General features: G+C 73.5%; 18 protein-coding genes. All 18 read left to right on the plus strand.

The window, feature by feature from the left end; translation table 11 throughout:
- The first annotated feature begins 71 nt into the window (after nucleotides 1-71).
- The gene (locus PYV61_RS03500) at nucleotides 72-1,364 is read left to right on the plus strand and encodes a phosphomannomutase/phosphoglucomutase (protein ID WP_275828373.1); all 1,293 of its coding nucleotides are present in this window, start codon (nucleotides 72-74) and stop codon (nucleotides 1,362-1,364) included.
- A gap of 4 nt (nucleotides 1,365-1,368) precedes the next feature.
- The gene (locus PYV61_RS03505) at nucleotides 1,369-3,876 is read left to right on the plus strand and encodes a UPF0182 family protein (RefSeq protein WP_275828376.1); all 2,508 of its coding nucleotides are present in this window, start codon (nucleotides 1,369-1,371) and stop codon (nucleotides 3,874-3,876) included.
- Between the two features lie 110 nt (nucleotides 3,877-3,986).
- Nucleotides 3,987-5,129: an ADP-forming succinate--CoA ligase subunit beta gene (sucC, locus tag PYV61_RS03510; protein WP_275828378.1), complete on the plus strand. Its 1,143-nt coding sequence runs from the start codon at nucleotides 3,987-3,989 to the stop codon at nucleotides 5,127-5,129.
- The gene (gene sucD / locus PYV61_RS03515) at nucleotides 5,126-5,998 is read left to right on the plus strand and encodes a succinate--CoA ligase subunit alpha (RefSeq protein ID WP_275828380.1); all 873 of its coding nucleotides are present in this window, start codon (nucleotides 5,126-5,128) and stop codon (nucleotides 5,996-5,998) included. Before sucC ends, sucD begins: the two co-directional genes overlap by 4 nt.
- A gap of 70 nt (nucleotides 5,999-6,068) precedes the next feature.
- The gene (locus tag PYV61_RS03520) at nucleotides 6,069-6,971 is read left to right on the plus strand and encodes a CBS domain-containing protein (RefSeq protein WP_275828382.1); all 903 of its coding nucleotides are present in this window, start codon (nucleotides 6,069-6,071) and stop codon (nucleotides 6,969-6,971) included.
- 23 nt (nucleotides 6,972-6,994) lie between these two features.
- A complete protein-coding gene (gene ndk / locus PYV61_RS03525; protein ID WP_275828385.1) occupies nucleotides 6,995-7,417 on the plus strand; it encodes a nucleoside-diphosphate kinase in 423 nt (140 codons plus the stop codon).
- A 91-nt stretch (nucleotides 7,418-7,508) separates the two neighbouring features.
- On the plus strand, nucleotides 7,509-8,042 hold the full coding sequence (locus PYV61_RS03530) for a DUF177 domain-containing protein (RefSeq protein ID WP_275828387.1): 534 nt from the start codon (nucleotides 7,509-7,511) through the stop codon (nucleotides 8,040-8,042).
- Nucleotides 8,043-8,066: 24 nt separating this feature from the next.
- On the plus strand, nucleotides 8,067-8,249 hold the full coding sequence (gene rpmF / locus PYV61_RS03535; protein WP_275828389.1) for a 50S ribosomal protein L32: 183 nt from the start codon (nucleotides 8,067-8,069) through the stop codon (nucleotides 8,247-8,249).
- Nucleotides 8,250-8,251: 2 nt separating this feature from the next.
- Complete coding sequence (plsX, locus tag PYV61_RS03540) at nucleotides 8,252-9,301, plus strand: phosphate acyltransferase PlsX (RefSeq protein ID WP_345785203.1); 1,050 nt, start codon at nucleotides 8,252-8,254, stop codon at nucleotides 9,299-9,301.
- Nucleotides 9,302-9,371: 70 nt separating this feature from the next.
- Nucleotides 9,372-10,388 (plus strand): beta-ketoacyl-ACP synthase III, encoded by a 1,017-nt coding sequence (locus PYV61_RS03545; protein WP_275828391.1) that lies wholly within the window; start codon nucleotides 9,372-9,374, stop codon nucleotides 10,386-10,388.
- A gap of 26 nt (nucleotides 10,389-10,414) precedes the next feature.
- The gene (fabD, locus tag PYV61_RS03550) at nucleotides 10,415-11,371 is read left to right on the plus strand and encodes an ACP S-malonyltransferase (RefSeq protein WP_275828393.1); all 957 of its coding nucleotides are present in this window, start codon (nucleotides 10,415-10,417) and stop codon (nucleotides 11,369-11,371) included.
- A 14-nt stretch (nucleotides 11,372-11,385) separates the two neighbouring features.
- Nucleotides 11,386-12,123 carry a 3-oxoacyl-[acyl-carrier-protein] reductase gene (gene fabG / locus PYV61_RS03555; RefSeq protein ID WP_275828395.1) on the plus strand — a complete coding sequence of 246 codons (738 nt, stop codon included), beginning with the start codon at nucleotides 11,386-11,388 and terminating at the stop codon, nucleotides 12,121-12,123.
- A gap of 161 nt (nucleotides 12,124-12,284) precedes the next feature.
- A complete protein-coding gene (locus PYV61_RS03560) occupies nucleotides 12,285-12,524 on the plus strand; it encodes an acyl carrier protein (RefSeq protein WP_275828397.1) in 240 nt (79 codons plus the stop codon).
- Nucleotides 12,524-13,768: a beta-ketoacyl-ACP synthase II gene (gene fabF, locus PYV61_RS03565; protein WP_275828399.1), complete on the plus strand. Its 1,245-nt coding sequence runs from the start codon at nucleotides 12,524-12,526 to the stop codon at nucleotides 13,766-13,768. The genes PYV61_RS03560 and fabF overlap by 1 nt, the downstream gene beginning before the upstream one ends.
- Before the next feature lie 49 nt (nucleotides 13,769-13,817).
- Nucleotides 13,818-14,984, plus strand: a complete 1,167-nt coding sequence (gene mqnE, locus PYV61_RS03570) for an aminofutalosine synthase MqnE (protein ID WP_275828401.1) — start codon at nucleotides 13,818-13,820, stop codon at nucleotides 14,982-14,984.
- A complete protein-coding gene (locus PYV61_RS03575) occupies nucleotides 14,984-15,850 on the plus strand; it encodes a menaquinone biosynthesis protein (RefSeq protein ID WP_275828404.1) in 867 nt (288 codons plus the stop codon). Before mqnE ends, PYV61_RS03575 begins: the two co-directional genes overlap by 1 nt.
- Before the next feature lie 17 nt (nucleotides 15,851-15,867).
- Complete coding sequence (gene mqnC, locus PYV61_RS03580) at nucleotides 15,868-16,935, plus strand: cyclic dehypoxanthinyl futalosine synthase (RefSeq protein WP_275828406.1); 1,068 nt, start codon at nucleotides 15,868-15,870, stop codon at nucleotides 16,933-16,935.
- Nucleotides 16,932-17,417, plus strand: coding sequence for a 2-C-methyl-D-erythritol 2,4-cyclodiphosphate synthase (ispF, locus tag PYV61_RS03585; protein ID WP_275828408.1), 486 nt, complete (start codon nucleotides 16,932-16,934; stop codon nucleotides 17,415-17,417). The genes mqnC and ispF overlap by 4 nt, the downstream gene beginning before the upstream one ends.
- Nucleotides 17,418-17,421: the final 4 nt, after the last annotated feature.

Genomic DNA, 17,421 nt, shown 5'->3' on the forward strand with positions numbered 1-17,421 from the left:
CAAGTCGGATCGTAGCCATGTCGTTCTGTGAGCCAAGGAGTTGAGACCACGATTTGTCTTCCTAAGACCGCTTGGCCTCCGACTTCCTGCACGCGCGCGGCATCGCCGGCGAGGTCGCGGTCGGCCGCGACAACCGGCCGAGCGGCGACGGGCTGCGCGACGGCCTGGTGCGCGGGCTCACCGAGTCCGGGTTCGACGTGGTGGACGTGGGCGTGGTCCCGACGCCGCTGACGTACTGGACGCTCCACCACGAGCCCGTCGTCGGCGGCATCCAGATCACCGGCTCGCACAATCCGCCGCAGTACAACGGCTTCAAGATCTCCCTGGGCCGCGGCTCGATGCACGGGGAGGCGATCCAGGAGCTGTACCGCCTGGCGGTCGCGGGCGCGTTCCCGGCGGGGGAGGGAAAGGTCCGCGAGGCCGCGGTGATCGACCGCTACGTCGACGACGTGGTCGCGCGCACGGGGCGGCTCTCGCGCCCGCTGCACGTCGTCGCCGACTACGGCAACGGCGCCGGCGCGCTGGTCGGGCCGCAGCTGCTGGAGCGCCTCGGCGCCCGCGTGACGCACCTGTACGCGGAGAGCGACGGCACCTTCCCGAACCACCACCCCGACCCGACCGTCGTCGAGAACCTGCAGGACCTCGTGGCCGCGGTGCGGCGCGAGGGGGCGGACCTCGGCGTGGCGTTCGACGGCGACGCCGACCGCATCGGGCTGGTCGACGAGCGCGGCGAGATCGTCTGGGGCGACCACCTGCTCATCCTGTACGCGCGCGACGTGCTGGCGCGGACCGGGCGCGGGCAGCCGATCATCTTCGACGTGAAGTGCTCGCAGGCGCTCCCCGACGCGATCCGCGCCGCGGGCGGCGAGCCCGTGATGTGGAAGACGGGGCACTCCCTCATCAAGGACCGGATGAAGGAGACGCACGCCCCGCTGGCCGGCGAGATGAGCGGCCACATGTTCTTCACCGAGGGCTTCTACGGCCACGACGACGCGCTGTACGGCGCGGCGCGGCTGCTCCGGATCGTCGCCGACGACGGGCGCGCGGTGTCCGCGATGCTCGGCGACGTGCCGCCGTTCGTGTCGACCCCCGAGCTGCGGGTCGACGTCGACGAGTCGCGCAAGTTCGCGCTGGTCGACGCCGCGGTGCGCCACTTCAAGGCGTCGCGCGAGGTGGTCGACGTCGACGGCGCGCGCGTCCTGTTCGGCGACGGGTGGGGGCTGATCCGCGCCTCCAACACGCAGCCGATCCTCGTCACGCGCTACGAGGCGCGCTCGGCCGAGCGGCTGGCGGAGATCCGCGGCGAGATGGAGGCGTGGCTGCGCGCGCAGGGCGTCGACCCGACGCCGGGCGTCGGCCACTGAGCGCGTGAACCGGCGCCGCTTCCTGGCGCTCGCGCTCGCCGCCGCCGCGCTGCTGCTGATGGGGCGCGCGGTGGCCGAGCTGGTCGTCGAGCGCCGCTGGTACGCGGCGTTCGGCCCGGCGGCGCTCGACGTGTGGCGGGCGCGCGAGTTCGGGCTCTGGCTGCTGCGCGGGAGCTGCGCGCTGGCGGCGGCGCTGGTCTGCTTCGCCAACCTGTACGGCGTCGTCAGCTCGGTCGAGCGCTTCGTGCTGCCGCGCCGGCTGGGCGACCTCGAGATCGGCGAGACGGTGCCCGGCCACCGGCTCCTCTGGGCCGCCGCGGCACTGTCGCTCGCCGTCGGCGCGCTGCTCGCCCTCCCGCTCGACGCCTGGCAGCCGGTGATCGCGCTGCGCGCCGGCGGATCGTTCGCGGAGCTGGAGCCGTTCACGGGGCACGACCTCGGCTACCACGTGCACTGGCTCCCGCTGGAGCACGCGCTCTACACGTGGGCGCTGTTCGTGCTGCTCGCGGTGGGCGCGCTGGTGCTCGCGTGCTACGCGCTGACGCCGGGGCTCCGGGTGGTGCGCGGGCGCGTGCGCCTCAGCAACCACGTGCGCCGCCACGTGACCGTACTCGGCGTCGGGCTCCTGCTCCTGCTGGCGTGGGGGCACCGCCTCGACGCGTACAGCCTGCTCGTCGCCGGCAGCGGCGAGAACGGGCTGTTCACGCTCGCCGACCACCGCGCCGGCCTCCCGGTGCGCTTCGGGCTCGGGATCGCGACCGCGCTGGCGTCGCTCGCGGTGCTCCGCGCCGGGTGGGCCGGGCAGCCGCGCCTGGCCTTCTGGGTGGTCACGGGCGTCCTCGGCCTCACGCTGATCTCGCGCTGGATGGCGCCGCTGGTGCTGACGCAGATGACGCGTCCGGACGAGCGCGCGCGGCTCGACGCCGCCTACGCGCAGACGCGCGCGCTCTACACGCGCCGGGCCTACGCCGCCGACGCGGTGCGCCCGGCGCCGGCCGGCTACGGCGTCGACTCGCTCCCCGCGCTGGCCGCCCGCACGAGCGTCTGGGACCCCGCGGCGCTGCTCAAGTCGATGGAGCGGGCGCGGCGCGGCGGCACGCCGGTGGCCGAGGTGGGGTGGCAGGCCGCCCCCGACGGCGGGCTGCGCGCGCTGCTGGTGGAGCGCCCCGAGTCGGCGCCGTCGGACGTGGAGTTCGCCGAGTGGACCGTGGTGTCGGTCGACGCCGCGCGCACCGACGCCGACGGGCGGCCGCTGGCGGTCACCACCGACGTGCGCGCGCTCGAGGACGCGGGGCGCCGCATCGACTCGGTGCTGGTCTACCCGGACGCGGTGGGGCTGGCGGTGGTGCCGCAGGCCGCGCGCGACGTGGTCGGCGACCCGGTGGACGGGTGGGGGACGCGGCTCGCGCACGCGTGGGCGCGGCGCGACCTGCGCCTGGCGTTCCGCACCGACTTCGACGCCGCGCGGTCGCCGAAGCTCGTCTACCGCCGCGACCCGCGCGAGCGGGTGCGCGCTCTGGCGCCGTTCTTCGCGCAGGGGGACGCGCTGCACCCGGCGCTGGTCGGCGACTCGCTTTTCTGGGTGCTGCACCTGTACGCCGCGAGCGACGCCTATCCGCTGAGCGCGCACTACCTCGTCGCGCGCTCGGAGCGCAGCTACTTCCAGCACGCCGCGGTCGCGATCGTGAACGCGCGCTCGGGCGCCGTGCGCCTCGTCGCCGACTCGGCGCCCGGGGCGCTGGCGCGCGTCTGGATCCGCCGCTTCCCGCGCCTCTTCCTCCCGTCCAGCGCGGTGGACCAGGCGCTGGCGGCGGCGATCCCGCCGCCGACCGACGGGGCGCTCATCCAGTCGCTGATCTACGCGCAGCACGGGGCGCGCGGGGCGGGGGTGATCGCGCCGCGGCGGCTCACGGGCGGGATGGCCGGCGACAGCGCCATCTGGTCGGCCGCGCGCGCGCCGTCGCTCCTGCCGGCGCCGGCCGGCGGCCGTCCGACGCCGGCGTGGACGCTCCCGCTGGTCGACGCGGCGAGCCGGCTGGACGGGATCGTGGTGGTGCTCGGCGGCGCCTCGCCGACGTCGCTGTGGGTGCCGGCGCGCCCCGCGTACCCGCGCTGGCCCGAGCTGGCCGACCAGCTGCGCGGCGCCCTCGCGGCCGCCGTGGCCACGATCCCGGCGGCCGGCGGGGCCCCGGTCTCGCCGAAGCTCGGCCAGCTGCGCGTGCTCCCGGTGCGCGGCGACCTCGCCTTCCTGCAGCCCGCCTACGACGACTCGCGCGACGTACCGTCGGTGACCGCCGTGGTGGCCGCGACCGCCGACACGACGCGCGTGGGGCGCACGCTGGCCAGCGCGCTCGGGGCCGAGCCGACCGAGGCGGGGGCCGCGCAGGGGGACCGGCTGACGCGCGCCCGCGGGCTGTACGAGGCCATGCGCCAGGCGCTCCAGCGCGGCGACTGGGCGCGCTTCGGGCGCACGCTCGACTCGCTCGGCGCGGCCGTCGGCGCGCCCCGCTGAGCGGTCGGGCCGGGTTGCCCGTATCCCGAGCGGCCCGGTAGCTTGCCCGGCTGCCGCCCCCGGCGCCCCCCGAGGCGCCGCGCGCGGCCATCCACCATTCGGAGAGCCCAGTGAACATCCACGAGTACCAGGCGAAGGACGTGCTTCGCCGCTACGGCGTGCCGATCCCCCCCGGGGAGGTCGCGACGACGCCGGACGAGGCCGAGGCGATCGCTCGGCGGGTCGGCAAGCCGGTCATGGTGAAGGCGCAGGTGCACGTCGGCGGCCGCGGCAAGGCCGGCGGCGTAAAGTTCTGCCCGACTCCCGAGGCCGCGCGCGAGAAGGCGACCGCGATCCTCGGCATGGACATCAAGGGGCTGACCGTCGAGAAGGTCCTCGTCACCGAGGCGGCGGACATCGGGACCGAGGCGTACGTCGGCATCATCGTCGACCGCGCGACCAAGAAGGCCGTCTTCATGGTCAGCGCCGCCGGCGGGATCGACATCGAGGAGGTCGCGGCCACGACGCCGGAGAAGATCAAGTACTTCCCGGTCGACCCGCGCTTCGGGCTGCTCCCCTTCGAGGCGCAGCAGCTCGGCTTCTTCCTCTACCAGGACGCGAAGCAGGCGCGCGCGGCGGGGAAGATCATGCAGCAGCTCTACACGGCGTTCGTCGAGAACGGCTGCTCGCTCGCCGAGATCAACCCGCTCGTCGTGACGCCGGCCGGCGAGGTGATCGCCGTCGACGCGAAGATGGTGATCGACGACAACGAGCTGGAGCGCCGCAAGGACCTCGAGGCGCTGCGCGACGAGAGCAGCGAGGCGCCGAGCGAGGTGGACGCGCGCAACGCGAACCTCACGTTCATCAAGCTGGACGGCAACGTCGGCTGCATCGTGAACGGCGCCGGGCTCGCGATGGCGACGATGGACCTGGTGAAGTTCTACGGCGGCGAGCCGGCGAACTTCCTCGACATCGGCGGCTCGTCGAACCCCGAGAAGGTCGTCAACGCGCTCCGCATCATCACCGCGGACGAGAACGTGAAGGCGATCCTGTTCAACATCTTCGGCGGCATCACGCGCACCGACGACGTGGCCAACGGGATCGTGACGGCGACGAAGCAGAACCCGCTCAAGGTGCCCATCGTGATCCGCCTCACCGGCACGAACGAGGAGATCGCGGTGAAGATCCTCTCGGACAACGGCTTCACGGCGCTCACCGACATGGACGAGGCGGTCAAGAAGGCCGTCCAGCTCGCGACGGAGGGCGGCAAGTGAGCGTCTTCATCGACAAGGACACGCGCCTCATCGTGCAGGGGATCACGGGCCGCGACGGCTCGTTCCACGCCAAGCAGATGATGGAGTACGGCACGCAGGTCGTCGCCGGCGTGACCCCGGGCAAGGGCGGGCAGAAGTTCGAGGGCTCGGTGCCGGTGTTCAACACCGTCGAGGAGGCGGTGAAGGAGACGGGCGCCAACACGTCGGTCATCTACGTGCCGCCGCCGTTCGCGGCCGACGCGATGATGGAGGCCGCCGCCGCGGGCGTGCAGTTCGTCGTCTGCATCACCGAGGGCGTGCCGGTCATCGACATGCTCAAGGTGCGCCCCTACGTCATCGAGCGCGGCGCGCGCCTGCTCGGCCCGAACTGCCCGGGCGCCATCACCCCGGGGCAGAGCAAGGTCGGCATCATCCCCGGCCGCATCTGCACACCCGGCAACGTGGGCGTCGTGAGCCGCTCGGGGACGCTGACGTACGAGGTGGTGAACCACCTCACGAAGGCGGGGCTCGGCCAGAGCACCTGCGTCGGCATCGGCGGCGACCCGATCAACGGCACGGGATTCATCGACGTGCTGCAGGCGTTCGAGAACGACCCGGACACGAAGGTCGTGGCGATGATGGGCGAGATCGGCGGGACGGACGAGCAGGACGCCGCCGCGTTCATCAAGGAGAAGATGACCAAGCCGGTCGTCGGCTTCATCGCCGGCCAGACGGCCCCGCCGGGGCGCCGCATGGGCCACGCGGGCGCCATCATCTCGGGCTCGTCGGGGACCGCGGCCGAGAAGATCGACGCGTTCAAGGCGGCCGGGATGGGCGTCGCGCAGCGGCCGATCGACTTCGTGGAGCTCGTCCGCGAGCGCCTGAGCTGACCCCTGCCGACGCTGCGGACTGCGGACTGCGGGTACGGATCCGCAGCCCGCAGTCCGCGGCTTCGTTTTCATGAACCTCGCCGACTTCGTCCGCGCCGAGCGCGTGGTGGTCCCGCTGCCGGGGCCGACGCTGCAGCACGCCGCCATGGCGCTGCTGGACCGGCTGGTGCGCGACGGCGCGGTGGCGCACCCCGAGCGGCTGCGCGCCCGCGTCGCCGAGGAGCGCGCCGAGGACGTGGTGGGGATGGGCGACCGCGCGTTCCTCCTGCACTACCGGAGCGACGCGGTGCGCGAGCTGGTGGTCGCCCTCGGCGTCACCCGCGCGCCCGTCGAGCGCGAGCTCGGGGAGAGCGACGAGACGCAGTCGGCGAGCATCGTCCTGCTCATCGCCGCCCACCCGCGGCAGGCCGCGCTCTACCTGCAGGTGGTGGGCGCCTTCGCCCGGCTGCTCTCCAAGCCCGCCGTGGTCGCCGAGGTGCTGTCGCAGCCGACGGCCGAGGCGCTGGCGGCGCTCCCCGTGCTGGCGCAGGTGACGCTGCGCGACCAGCTGATCGTGCGCGACCTCATGACCGAGCGCCCGCGGTCGGTCTCGCCCGACGCGCCGCTCAAGGACGCCGCGCTCGACATGGTGCGCGCCGGCGTGGCCGGGCTCCCGGTGGTCGACGACGGGGGGCGGGTGGTGGGGATGCTGTCGCAGCGCGAACTGCTCCAGCACCTCCTGAACAACTATCTTCACCGCGGCGGCCACCAGGCGCCGGCGGCGGGGACGCCGGCCGCGCCCGACGGGCGGCCGCGGGCGGTGCGGGACGTGATGACGCGGCAGGTGCTGTGCGTCTCCCCCGAGCAGCCGGTGGCCGAGGTGGCCGCCATGATGACCAACAAGGACGTCGACCGGGTCCCGGTCGTGCGCGAGGGGCGGCTGGTCGGGTTCCTCACGCGCGGGGACATCGTTCGCAAGCTGATCGGGTCCTGAGCGGCCCGCGGAGATCACGGAACATGGCCGGCAATCGCACGCTCGCGATCATCAAGCCCGACGCGTTCGGCTCGGGGAAGGCGGGGAAGGTCCTGGCGCTGCTCGAGGAGAAGGGCTTCCGCCTGGTCGCGGGGAAGGTGACGCACCTGTCGCAGGCCGAGGCGGGGGCGTTCTACGAGGTCCACAAGGAGCGCCCGTTCTACGGCGAGCTCGTGAGCTTCATGACCTCGGGGCCGTGCATGCCGATCGTGCTTGAGAAGGACGGGGCCGTGGCCGCGCTGCGCGAGGCGATCGGCGCGACCGACCCGGCCGAGGCCGCCGAGGGGACGGTGCGGAAGCTGTACGCGGAGTCGAAGGGGCGGAACGCGATCCACGCGTCGGACTCGGACGAGAACGCGGCCCGCGAGATCGCCTTCTACTTCGCCCAGACCGAGATCGTCGGCTGAGCGCCGGCGGGGCGGGGGCGCACGGGGGGGGCTAAGTGCCGGCCTGGACGTCACTTGAATTGCCCCGGCGGGGCCGCTAGCTTTCGCGGCTATGCTGTCCTTTGACATCCGCTCGCTCGAGTCGAAGGCCGAGGCCGTCGACGGGGAGCTCGCGCCCACCGACCCGATCTGGGTCGAGGGCGACCTGATTCCCGCGACGGCCATCCGGGTGACCGGTCGGCTGTCGGCCGCCGGCCCGGGGCGCTTCTACTTCAGCGGGCGGATGCAGGGGACGGCGACCGGCGAGTGCCGCCGCTGTCTGACGGACGTCACGTCCGCCATCGACGTCGACGCGCACCTGATCTTCGCGGAGGAAGGGCTGGACGAGGCGGGCGACGAGTCCGACGCGTACCCGTTCGACCCGAGCGACCGGCTGCTCGACCTCCGGCCCGCCGTGCGCGAGGAGTGGCTCCTGGCCGCCCCGGCGTACCCGCTGTGCCGCGAGGACTGCCGGGGGCTCTGCCCCCAGTGCGGCGCGGACCTGAACGCGGACCCGCAGCACGCGCACGCCACGCCCGACCCCCGGTGGGAGACCCTCCGCGACGCCCTCGGCGGCGCCGCGGCGGACCGCCCCGCCGCCGACTGATTCCCCAGCTCTTGGTATCCTCCGATGGCCGTCCCGAAGCGCCGCACCTCCAAGCGGAAGAAGCGCGCCCGCAACACGCACAAGGCCGCGCCCGCGATCGCGCTGCAGGCGTGCCCGCAGTGCTCGTCCCCCAAGCGTCCCCACCGCGTCTGCGAGGAGTGCGGCTACTACGCGGGTGAGCTCCGCGTGGCGGCCCAGGAAGCCTGACGTTGGCGCGCGTCGCGTTGGACGCGATGGGGGGCGACTTCGCCCCCCGTGCCGCGGTGGCCGGCGCGATCCTGGCGCTGGCCGAGCTCGACCGCGGACACACGCTCCAGCTCGTCGGCCAGACCCGCGTCGTCCAGGACACCCTCGACGACCTGCTGTCCGGCGAGCTCGCGGCCCACGCCGCGGTACGCGACCGCCTCGACCTCGTCGAGGCCCCCGACGTCATCGCGATGACGGACAAGCCCACCGTGGCGCTGCGCGGCAAGCCGCACAGCTCCATGGTCGTCGGCCTGCGCCTCCAGGCCGAGGGGAAGTCCGACGCCTTCGTCTCCGCCGGCAACACCGGCGCGCAGATGGCGGCGTCCGCCTTCGTGCTCGGGCGCCACGAGGGGCTGGCGCGCCCCGCCATCTCCACCCTGTTCCCGACCGCGCGCAAGCCGGTCGTCGTCCTCGACTCGGGCGCCAACGTCGACTGCTCCGCCGAGGAGCTGGTCCAGTTCGCCCGCATCGGGACGGTGTACGCCGAGGACATGCTCGGCCGCCCCGACCCGGGCGTCGGCCTGCTGTCCATCGGCGAGGAGCCGGAGAAGGGGAACGCCGCCGTGAAGGAGGCGCACCAGCTCCTGCTGCACACCGCCGGCGTGCGCTTCCTCGGCAACGTCGAGGGGCGCGACATCCCGGTCGGCGAGTGCGAGAACGGCCCGATCGACGTGGTCGTCTGCGACGGCTTCGTCGGCAACGTGCTCCTCAAGTTCTACGAGGCGCTCGCCCCCACCCTGATGGGGATGTTCGCCAAGGCGCTGCACGCGGAGCGCGAGTCGCTGGAGCAGGCGTTCCGCGAGCTGGACTACGCCGACCACGGCGGCGCGCCGCTGCTCGGCGTGAAGGGCGTCAGCATCATCTCGCACGGCAAGAGCGGCCCGCGCGCGATCAAGAACGCCATCCGCGTCGCGGTGCGCGCCGTCGAGTCGCGCATGAGCGACCACGTCGGCCGCCGCCTGGCCGAGGCGACCGCCGCCCGCGCGGCCACCGACGGGGCGCCGACCGCCTGAGGCGGCCGCGCCCCGCGCCGCCTCCCGTCCCACCGTCGCGCGCCTCGTCGCGCGCCTCGGCCCAGACCACGTGAAGCGTCCCGTCGCGTACGTCGCCGGCACCGGCCGCGGTGTCCCGGCCACCGTCCTGACCAACCACGACTTCGCGTCGCGCGGGATCGAGACGACGCACGACTGGATCGTCGAGCGCACCGGGATCCACGAGCGCCGGCTGGCCGGGGAGGGGGAGAGCACCTGCTCGATGGCCGCCGACGCCGCGCGCCGCGCGATGGAGAAGGCGGGGGTGCAGGCCGGGGACCTCGACGTCATCGTGCTCAGCACCGCGACCCCCGACCGCCTCCTCCCCGCGACCGCCGTCGACCTGCAGGCGGCCCTCGGCGCGCAGCGCGCGGCGGCGTTCGACATCTCCGCGGCGTGCTCCGGGTGGCTGTACGGGATCACCGTCGCCGAGGGGCTGATCGCGTCGGGCGCCGCGCAGACGATCCTCGTCGTCGGCGCCGAGAAGATGAGCGCCATCGTCGACTGGTCCGACCGCGCGACGTGCGTGCTGTTCGGCGACGGCGCCGGCGCCGTGGTGCTCAAGGCGCGCGACCACACGCGCCGCACCGACGACCCGAAGCACGCCAAGGGGATCCTGTCGACGTTCATGCGCAGCGACGGGCAGCTCGCCGAGCTGCTGTGGCGCCCGGCCGGCGGCGCCACGGTGCCGTTCACCGAGGCGGTGCTGACCGACCGCTCGCACTTCGTGAAGATGGCCGGGCGCGAGGTGTTCAAGCACGCCGTGCGCTCGATGAGCGAGGCCGCCGACCGCGCGCTCGACGGCGCGCGCCTGACCGGCGCCGACATCGACGTGATGATCCCGCACCAGGCCAACGTGCGCATCATCGAGGCGACCGCGAAGCACGCGAACATCCCGATGGACAAGGTCTACGTCAACGTCGACCGCTTCGGGAACACCTCGTCGGCGTCGATCGGCATCGCGCTCGACGAGGCGGTCGAGCGCGGGCGCGTGAAGGAGGGCTCCACCGTGCTGCTGGTGGCCTTCGGCGCCGGCTTCACGTGGGCCTCGATGGTCGTGCGCTTCTGACCCAGACCGACCCGCTCCCGCCCCGCATGCGACCGCTCGTCCTGCTGTTCCCCGGCCAGGGCTCGCAGAAGCCCGGCATGGCGCGCGACCTCGCCGACGCGTTCCCGGCGGCGCGCGCGACGCTCGCCGAGATCGACGCCGCGCTCGACGCGCCGCTCACGCCGATCATGTACGACGGCCCCGCCGACGCGCTCACGCTGACGCACAACGCGCAGCCCGCGCTGCTGGCGCACGGCGCCGCGGCGTGGGCCGTGGTGCGCGACGCCGCGCGCCCGCACGTCGTGGCGGCGGCCGGCCACTCGCTCGGCGAGTTCACCGCGCACCACGCGGCCGGCACGATGGACGCCGCCACCGGCGCGCGACTCGTGCGCCGCCGCGGGCAGCTCATGTACGAGGCCGGCGTCGCCCGCCCGGGCGCGATGGCGGCGCTGCTCGGCGATCCCGACCGCCCGATCGAGGAGATCTGCGCCGAGGCCACCGCGGCCGCCGGCGAGGTGGTGCCGGCCAACTACAACTCCCCCGGGCAGCTCGTCATCTCGGGCGAGGTCGCCGGGGTCGAGAAGGCGATGGAGCTGGCCAAGGCGGCCGGCGTGAAGCGCGCGGTGCGGCTGCAGGTGAGCGGCGCCTTCCACTCACCGCTCATGGCGCCGGCGCGCGCCGGTCTCGAGGCGGCGCTCGCCGCGGCGCCGCTGCGCGACCCGGCGTTCCCCGTGTTCGCCAACGTCAGCGCGGCGCCGGTGCGCACCGCCGACGAGACGCGCCGCCTGCTGGCCGAGCAGCTGGGCGCCCCGGTGCGCTGGACGGCGCTGGTGCAGGCGCTGGCCGCCGCGCACCCCGACGCGCTCTACGTCGAGATGGGCCCCGGGACCGTGCTGGCCGGGCTCGTGAAGAAGATCGCCCCGGGGGTGGAGACGCTCCCCTGCGGCACCGCCCCCGAGGTCGAGGCGCTGCTGGCGCGCCTGGCCGCCCCCTCCGCCGCCTGACCGCGCCCCGCGCCATGCAGATCGACCTGAAGGACCGCGTCGCCCTCGTCACCGGCAGCACCCGCGGCATCGGCCGCGCCATCGCCGAGACCCTCGCCGAGTGCGGCGCCACCGTGGCCGTGGTGGGGCGCGACCAGGGGCGCGCCGACGCCGCGGCGGCCGAGATCGGGCGCGGCGCGCAGGGCTTCGCCGCCGACGTGGGCGACCTGGCGCAGGCCGCCGCGCTGATCGAGCAGGTCGAGAAGGCGCTCGGGCGCGTGGACGTGCTGGTGAACAACGCCGGGCTGACGCGCGACAACCTGCTCATGCGCCTCAAGGACGACGACTGGGACGCGGTGATCGACGCCAACCTGCGCGGCGCCTTCGCCACCACGCGGGCGGCGACCCGCGGGATGATGAAGCGGCGCTGGGGGCGCGTCATCAACATCGCCTCCGTGGTCGGCATCACCGGCAACAAGGGGCAGGCCAACTACGCCGCCAGCAAGGCGGGGCTCATCGGCCTGACCAAGAGCGTGGCCAAGGAGCTGGCGAGCCGGAACATCCTCGCCAACGTCGTCGCGCCCGGCTTCATCGCCACCGACATGACGGCGGCGATGACCGAGGAGGCGAAGGCCGGCATGGCCGGGATGATCCCGCTGGAGCGCTTCGGGAGCCCGCGCGACATCGCCGGGATGGTGGCCTTCCTGGCCTCGCCGCTGGCCGACTACATCACCGGGCAGGTGTTCGTCGTCGACGGCGGCATGGTGATGTAGCCCCCCGTCCGGGCACCGGCGCCGGCCGATCGGCGTTCGGCGGTCGGAGGGGGCAACTGCTGGCCACACGGCCAGTTCCGGCGTTCCATCCGTCCCGCGGCCCGAGTATCTTTGGGCGGCTCGACCGCACCCCACGTCCCTCCACACCCTTCGGCACTCCCATGGCGGACTACAGCAACAAGGTCAAGGACATCATCGAGAAGGAGCTCGGCGTCGAGCGCGAGAAGATGACCGACGACGCGAGCTTCATCGACGACCTGGGCGCCGACTCGCTCGACATCGTCGAGCTGGTCATGGAGTTCGAGAAGGAGTTCAACATCGACATCCCGGACGAGGAGGCGGAGAAGCTCCGCACGGTCGGGGACGCGATCGCGTACCTGAACACGAAGGTCGCGGGTTGATGCGACGCCGGGTCGTCGTCACGGGTCTCGGTGCGGTCTCGCCGGTCGGGAACGACGTGGCGACGACCTGGCGCGCGCTGCTCGAGGGCCGTTCGGGGGCCGCGCCGATCACCAAGTTCGACCCCGCCACGTTCGCGGTCCGCTTCGCGTGCGAGGTGAAGGACTTCGACATCGGCCAGTACATGGACCGCAAGGAGGCCAAGCGGTCCGACCTGTACACGCAGTACGCGATGGCCGCCTCGGTGCAGGCGATGCAGGACGCCGGCTTCGGCGAGGGGTCGGGCTACGTCCCCGAGGAGACGGGCGTCCTGATCGGCTCGGGGATCGGCGGGCTGCGCACCTTCGAGGAGCAGCACGCGACGTACATGCAGTCGGGGGCGAAGCGCATCTCGCCGTTCTTCATCCCGATGTTCATCTCCGACATCGCGGCCGGCGTCGTGTCCATGCGCTTCAACGCGCAGGGGCCGAACTTCGGCATCGTGTCGGCCTGCTCGACCAGCGCCCACGCCATCGGCGAGGCCTTCCGCGCCATCCAGTACGGCAGCGCCGACGTGATGATCGCCGGCGGCTCCGAGGCGGCGGTGACGCCCATGTCCATCGGCGGCTTCGCCAACATGGGCGCGCTGTCGACGCGCAACGACGACCCGGCCACGGCCTCGCGCCCGTTCGAGAAGGACCGCGACGGCTTCGTGATGGGCGAGGGCGCGGGGGTCGTGATCCTCGAGGCGCTGGAGCACGCGCAGGCGCGCGGCGCCCGCATCTACGGCGAGATCGTGGGGTACGCCGCCACCGGCGACGCCTACCACCTCACGGGGCAGCGCGAGGACCACGCGGGGCTGCAGCGCGCGATGCGCCGCTGCCTCGCCGATGCCGGGCTGCAGCCGTCGGACGTGCAGTACGTCAACGCGCACGGCACCTCGACGCCGCTGAACGACCCGAACGAGGCGCGCGGGATCCGCGCCGTGTTCGGCGACGCGATCGGGGGGCTCAGCGTCAGCTCGACGAAGTCGTGTACCGGGCACATGCTCGGCGCCGCCGGCGCGATCGAGTTCATCGCCTGCGCGATGGCGATCCAGGACCAGACGGTCCCGCCGACGATCAACCACTTCCAGACCGACCCCGAGATCGACCTCGACGTGACGCCGAACGCGCCGCGCCGCCGCGACATCCGGGTCGCCATCAGCAACAGCTCGGGCTTCGGCGGGCACAACGCGACCCTCGCCGTCCGCACGTTCGAGCCGTAGTCCGATCCCCGACCGCGACGCGCCCCCGCGCGTCCAGGAGCAGCACCCGATGCCGTCCCCCGTCGCCGTCGACCCGGCCCGCCTCCGCGACCCGGCCCTCCGGCCCATCGCCGAGAAGGTGCGCGCGGGGGAGCGGCTGACGCGCGAGGACGGCGTCGCGCTCTTCCGGTCGCCCGACCTGTTCGGCGTTGGGGCCATGGCCGACGCGGCCAACCGCGCGCGCCACGGCGACGTGGTGACGTTCGCGTCGAACCAGCACATCAACCCGACCAACGTCTGCGTCCTGCGCAAGACGTGCGCGTTCTGCGGCTACGCGCGCCTCCCCAAGGAGGACGGCGCCTACCGCTACACGATCGACCAGGTGCTCGCCGAGGCGGCGCACGCGGCGGACGGGCTGACGCGCGAGTTCCACATCGTCGGCGGGCTCGACATGCAGGCGGGGCTCGCCTACTACGTCGAGATGTTCCGCGCGCTGAAGGCGAACTTCCCGCACGTGCACCTCAAGGCGCTGACCGCGGTCGAGATCGCGCACATCGCGCGCATCGAGAAGCTGTCGTGGGCCGAGGTGCTGACGACGCTGCGCGAGGCGGGGCTCGACACGATGCCGGGCGGCGGCGCCGAGACGTTCAGCGCCGCGGTGCGCGAGCAGATCGCCGGCAAGAAGCTCGGCGGCGCCGACTACATCGGCGTGCACCGGGTCGCCCACCAGCTCGGTATCCGCACCAACTGCACGATGCTCTACGGCCACGTGGAGTCGTTCGAGGAGCGGATGGAGCACCTGCAGATGCTGCGCGACCTGCAAGACGAGACGGGCGGCTTCCTCGCCTACATCCCGCTGGCCTACCACCCCGACGACAACGAGCTCGGGAAGCGGCTGAACCGGCAGGGGACGTCGACCACCGGGATCGACGACCTGAAGAACCTCGCCGTCGGCCGGCTGTTCCTCGACAACTTCGCGCACGTCAAGTCGCACTGGATCATGGTCGGCCAGCCGGTCTCGCAGGTCGCGCTGCACTTCGGCGTGAACGACCTCGAGGGGACCGTCGTGCGCGAGAAGATCTACCACGCCGTCGGCGCGCGGACGTCGCAGTCGATGTCGCTCGACGGGCTGCTGGCGCTGATCCGCGGGGCGGGGAAGGTCCCCGCCGAGCGCGACTCGTTCTACCACGTGCTGCGCACCTTCGACGGCCCGGCGCCCGCCGCGGCGGCCGCGTGATGCAGGGCGCCCCGCTCCGCGTCGGCCGGATCCCGTACGTCAACTGCTACCCGGTCTACGGCGCCATCGACCGCGGGCTCGTCCCGCTCGACGCGACGCTGGTCGACGGGGTGCCGACGGCGCTCAACCGCGGCGTCGCCGAGGGGGCGCTCGACGTCAGCGTGGTCTCCGCGGTCGAGTACGCGCAGCACCACGAGCGTCTGCTGCTCCTGCCGGACCTCGGCATCACCTGCGACGGCCCGGTGCGCTCGGTCCTCCTGTTCAGCGACGAGCCGGCCGAGGCGCTCGACGGCCGGCAGGTGGTCGTCAGCGCCAGCTCGATGACCAGCGTGCTGCTGCTCGAGCTGCTGTTCACGCACGTCTGGAGGTCGCGCCCGAGCTTCGTGCGCGGCGACGCCGAGATCGCGGACCTCGGGCGATTCGAGCGCGGCGCCGGGCGGCCGGCGCGCCTCGTCATCGGCGACGCCGCGCTCCTGCTCGGCGCCGGCCCGCGCGACGCCGCGGCCGACGCCCCGCCCCCGTACGCGCACGTCTACGACCTCGGCGCCGAGTGGAAGCGCTGGACCGGGCTCCCGTTCGTGTTCGCCGTCTGGGTCGCGCAGCGTACGACGCCGGTGGCCGACGCGCTGCGGGTGCACGCGGCGCTCGTCGAGAGCCGCGACTGGGGCGTCGCGCACCTGGGCGAGCTGTCGGCGCAGGCGCACCGCGCCACCGGCATCGCGCGCTCCGTGTGCGACGAGTACCTGTCGGGGCTGGACTGGCGCCTCTCGCTCCCGCACCTCGCGGGGCTCACCGAGTTCTTCAACCGGCTCGTGGCCGCCGGCCGCGTCCCCGACGGGCGCCTGGCCTTCCTGCCGGCGGCCTGACGCACTCCACCGTGTCCATGCGCGACCTCCTCGACCTGTACGCCAACGCGCCCCTGCTGGAGCTGGGCGCGACCGCCGACGCGATCCGCGAGGCGAAGCACCCGCACGGCGTCGTGACGTACATCGTCGACCGCAACATCAACTACACGAACGTCTGCGTCGCCGACTGCGGCTTCTGCGCCTTCGCGCGCCGGCCGAAGCACGGCGAGGGGTACACGCTCTCCTACGAGCAGATCGGGCAGAAGATCGACGAGACGAAGGCGCTCGGCGGCGTCCAGATCCTGATCCAGGGCGGGCACAACCCGTACATCCCGTTCGACTGGTACCTGGAGCTGCTGCGCTACATCAAGCGCAACCACCCGATCCACATCCACGGCTTCAGCCCGAGCGAGGTCGACTTCTTCGCGACGCGCTTCCGGATCGACGCGCGCGACGTCGTGCGCGAGCTGAAGGCGGCCGGGCTCGACTCGATCCCGGGCGGCGGCGGCGAGATCCTCGTCCAGCGCGTGCGCGACATCGCGGCGCCCAAGAAGGCCGGCGCCGACCGCTGGCTCGAGATCATGGAGATCGCGCACCAGGAGGGGATGAAGACCTCCGTGACCATGATGTACGGCCTCGGGGAGACGCTGGCCGAGCGGCTGGAGCACCTGCGGCGCGTGCGCGACCTGCAGGCGCGCACCGGCGGCTTCACCGCGTTCATCACCTGGCCGCTGCAGCCCGAGAACACCCCCGAGTTCTCGCACATGGTCAAGACCGACGCGACGGAGTACCTGCGCACGGTCGCGATCTCGCGCATCGCGCTCGACAACGTCCCCAACCTCCAGGCGAGCTGGGTGACGATGGGGATGAAGGTGGGGCAGATGGCGCTGAAGTTCGGGTGCAACGACTTCGGCTCGCTGATGATCGAGGAGAACGTCGTCTCGGCGGCCAACACGACGCACCGCACGACGATCGAGGAGATGGAGCGCCTCATCGCCGATGCGGGCTTCACCGCCGCGCGCCGCACCCAGGACTACCGCGTCATCCTCCCGGGGCGCGACCCGGTGCCCGCGTCCGCGCTCCCGCCGGTGGGCGCCGCGGCGTGATCCGCGTCGGCGTCGGGTACGACTCGCACCGCTTCGGCGCCGACGGGCACCCGCTGGTGGTCGCCGGCGTGCGGCTCCCGGGCGACGCGCGCGTCGTCGCGCACTCCGACGGCGACGTCGCCGCGCACGCGGTGACCGACGCGGTGCTGGGCGCCGCCGGCATCGGCGACATCGGCGAGCTGTTCCCCAACACCGCCGCCGAGAACGCCGGCCGCGACTCGATGGAGATGCTGCGCCTCGCCGTCGGCCGGGTGCGCGACGCCGGGTGGCGCGTGGCGAACGTCGACGTCGCCGTCGTCTGCGAGCGGCACAGGGTCGGCCCCCACCGCGCTGCGATGCGCGCGCGCCTGGCCGAGGCGCTCGGCTGCGCCCCCGACGCCGTGTTCGTGAAGGGGAAGACCAACGAGGGGCTCGGGTGGATCGGCGCGGGCGAGGGGCTGGCCGCGCACGCGGTGGCCGCGCTGGCGCGCGCCGACGGCTGACGAC

Origin of the sequence: Roseisolibacter sp. H3M3-2, assembly GCF_029211165.1 — a bacterium.
Classification (GTDB): Bacteria; Gemmatimonadota; Gemmatimonadetes; order Gemmatimonadales; family Gemmatimonadaceae; genus Roseisolibacter.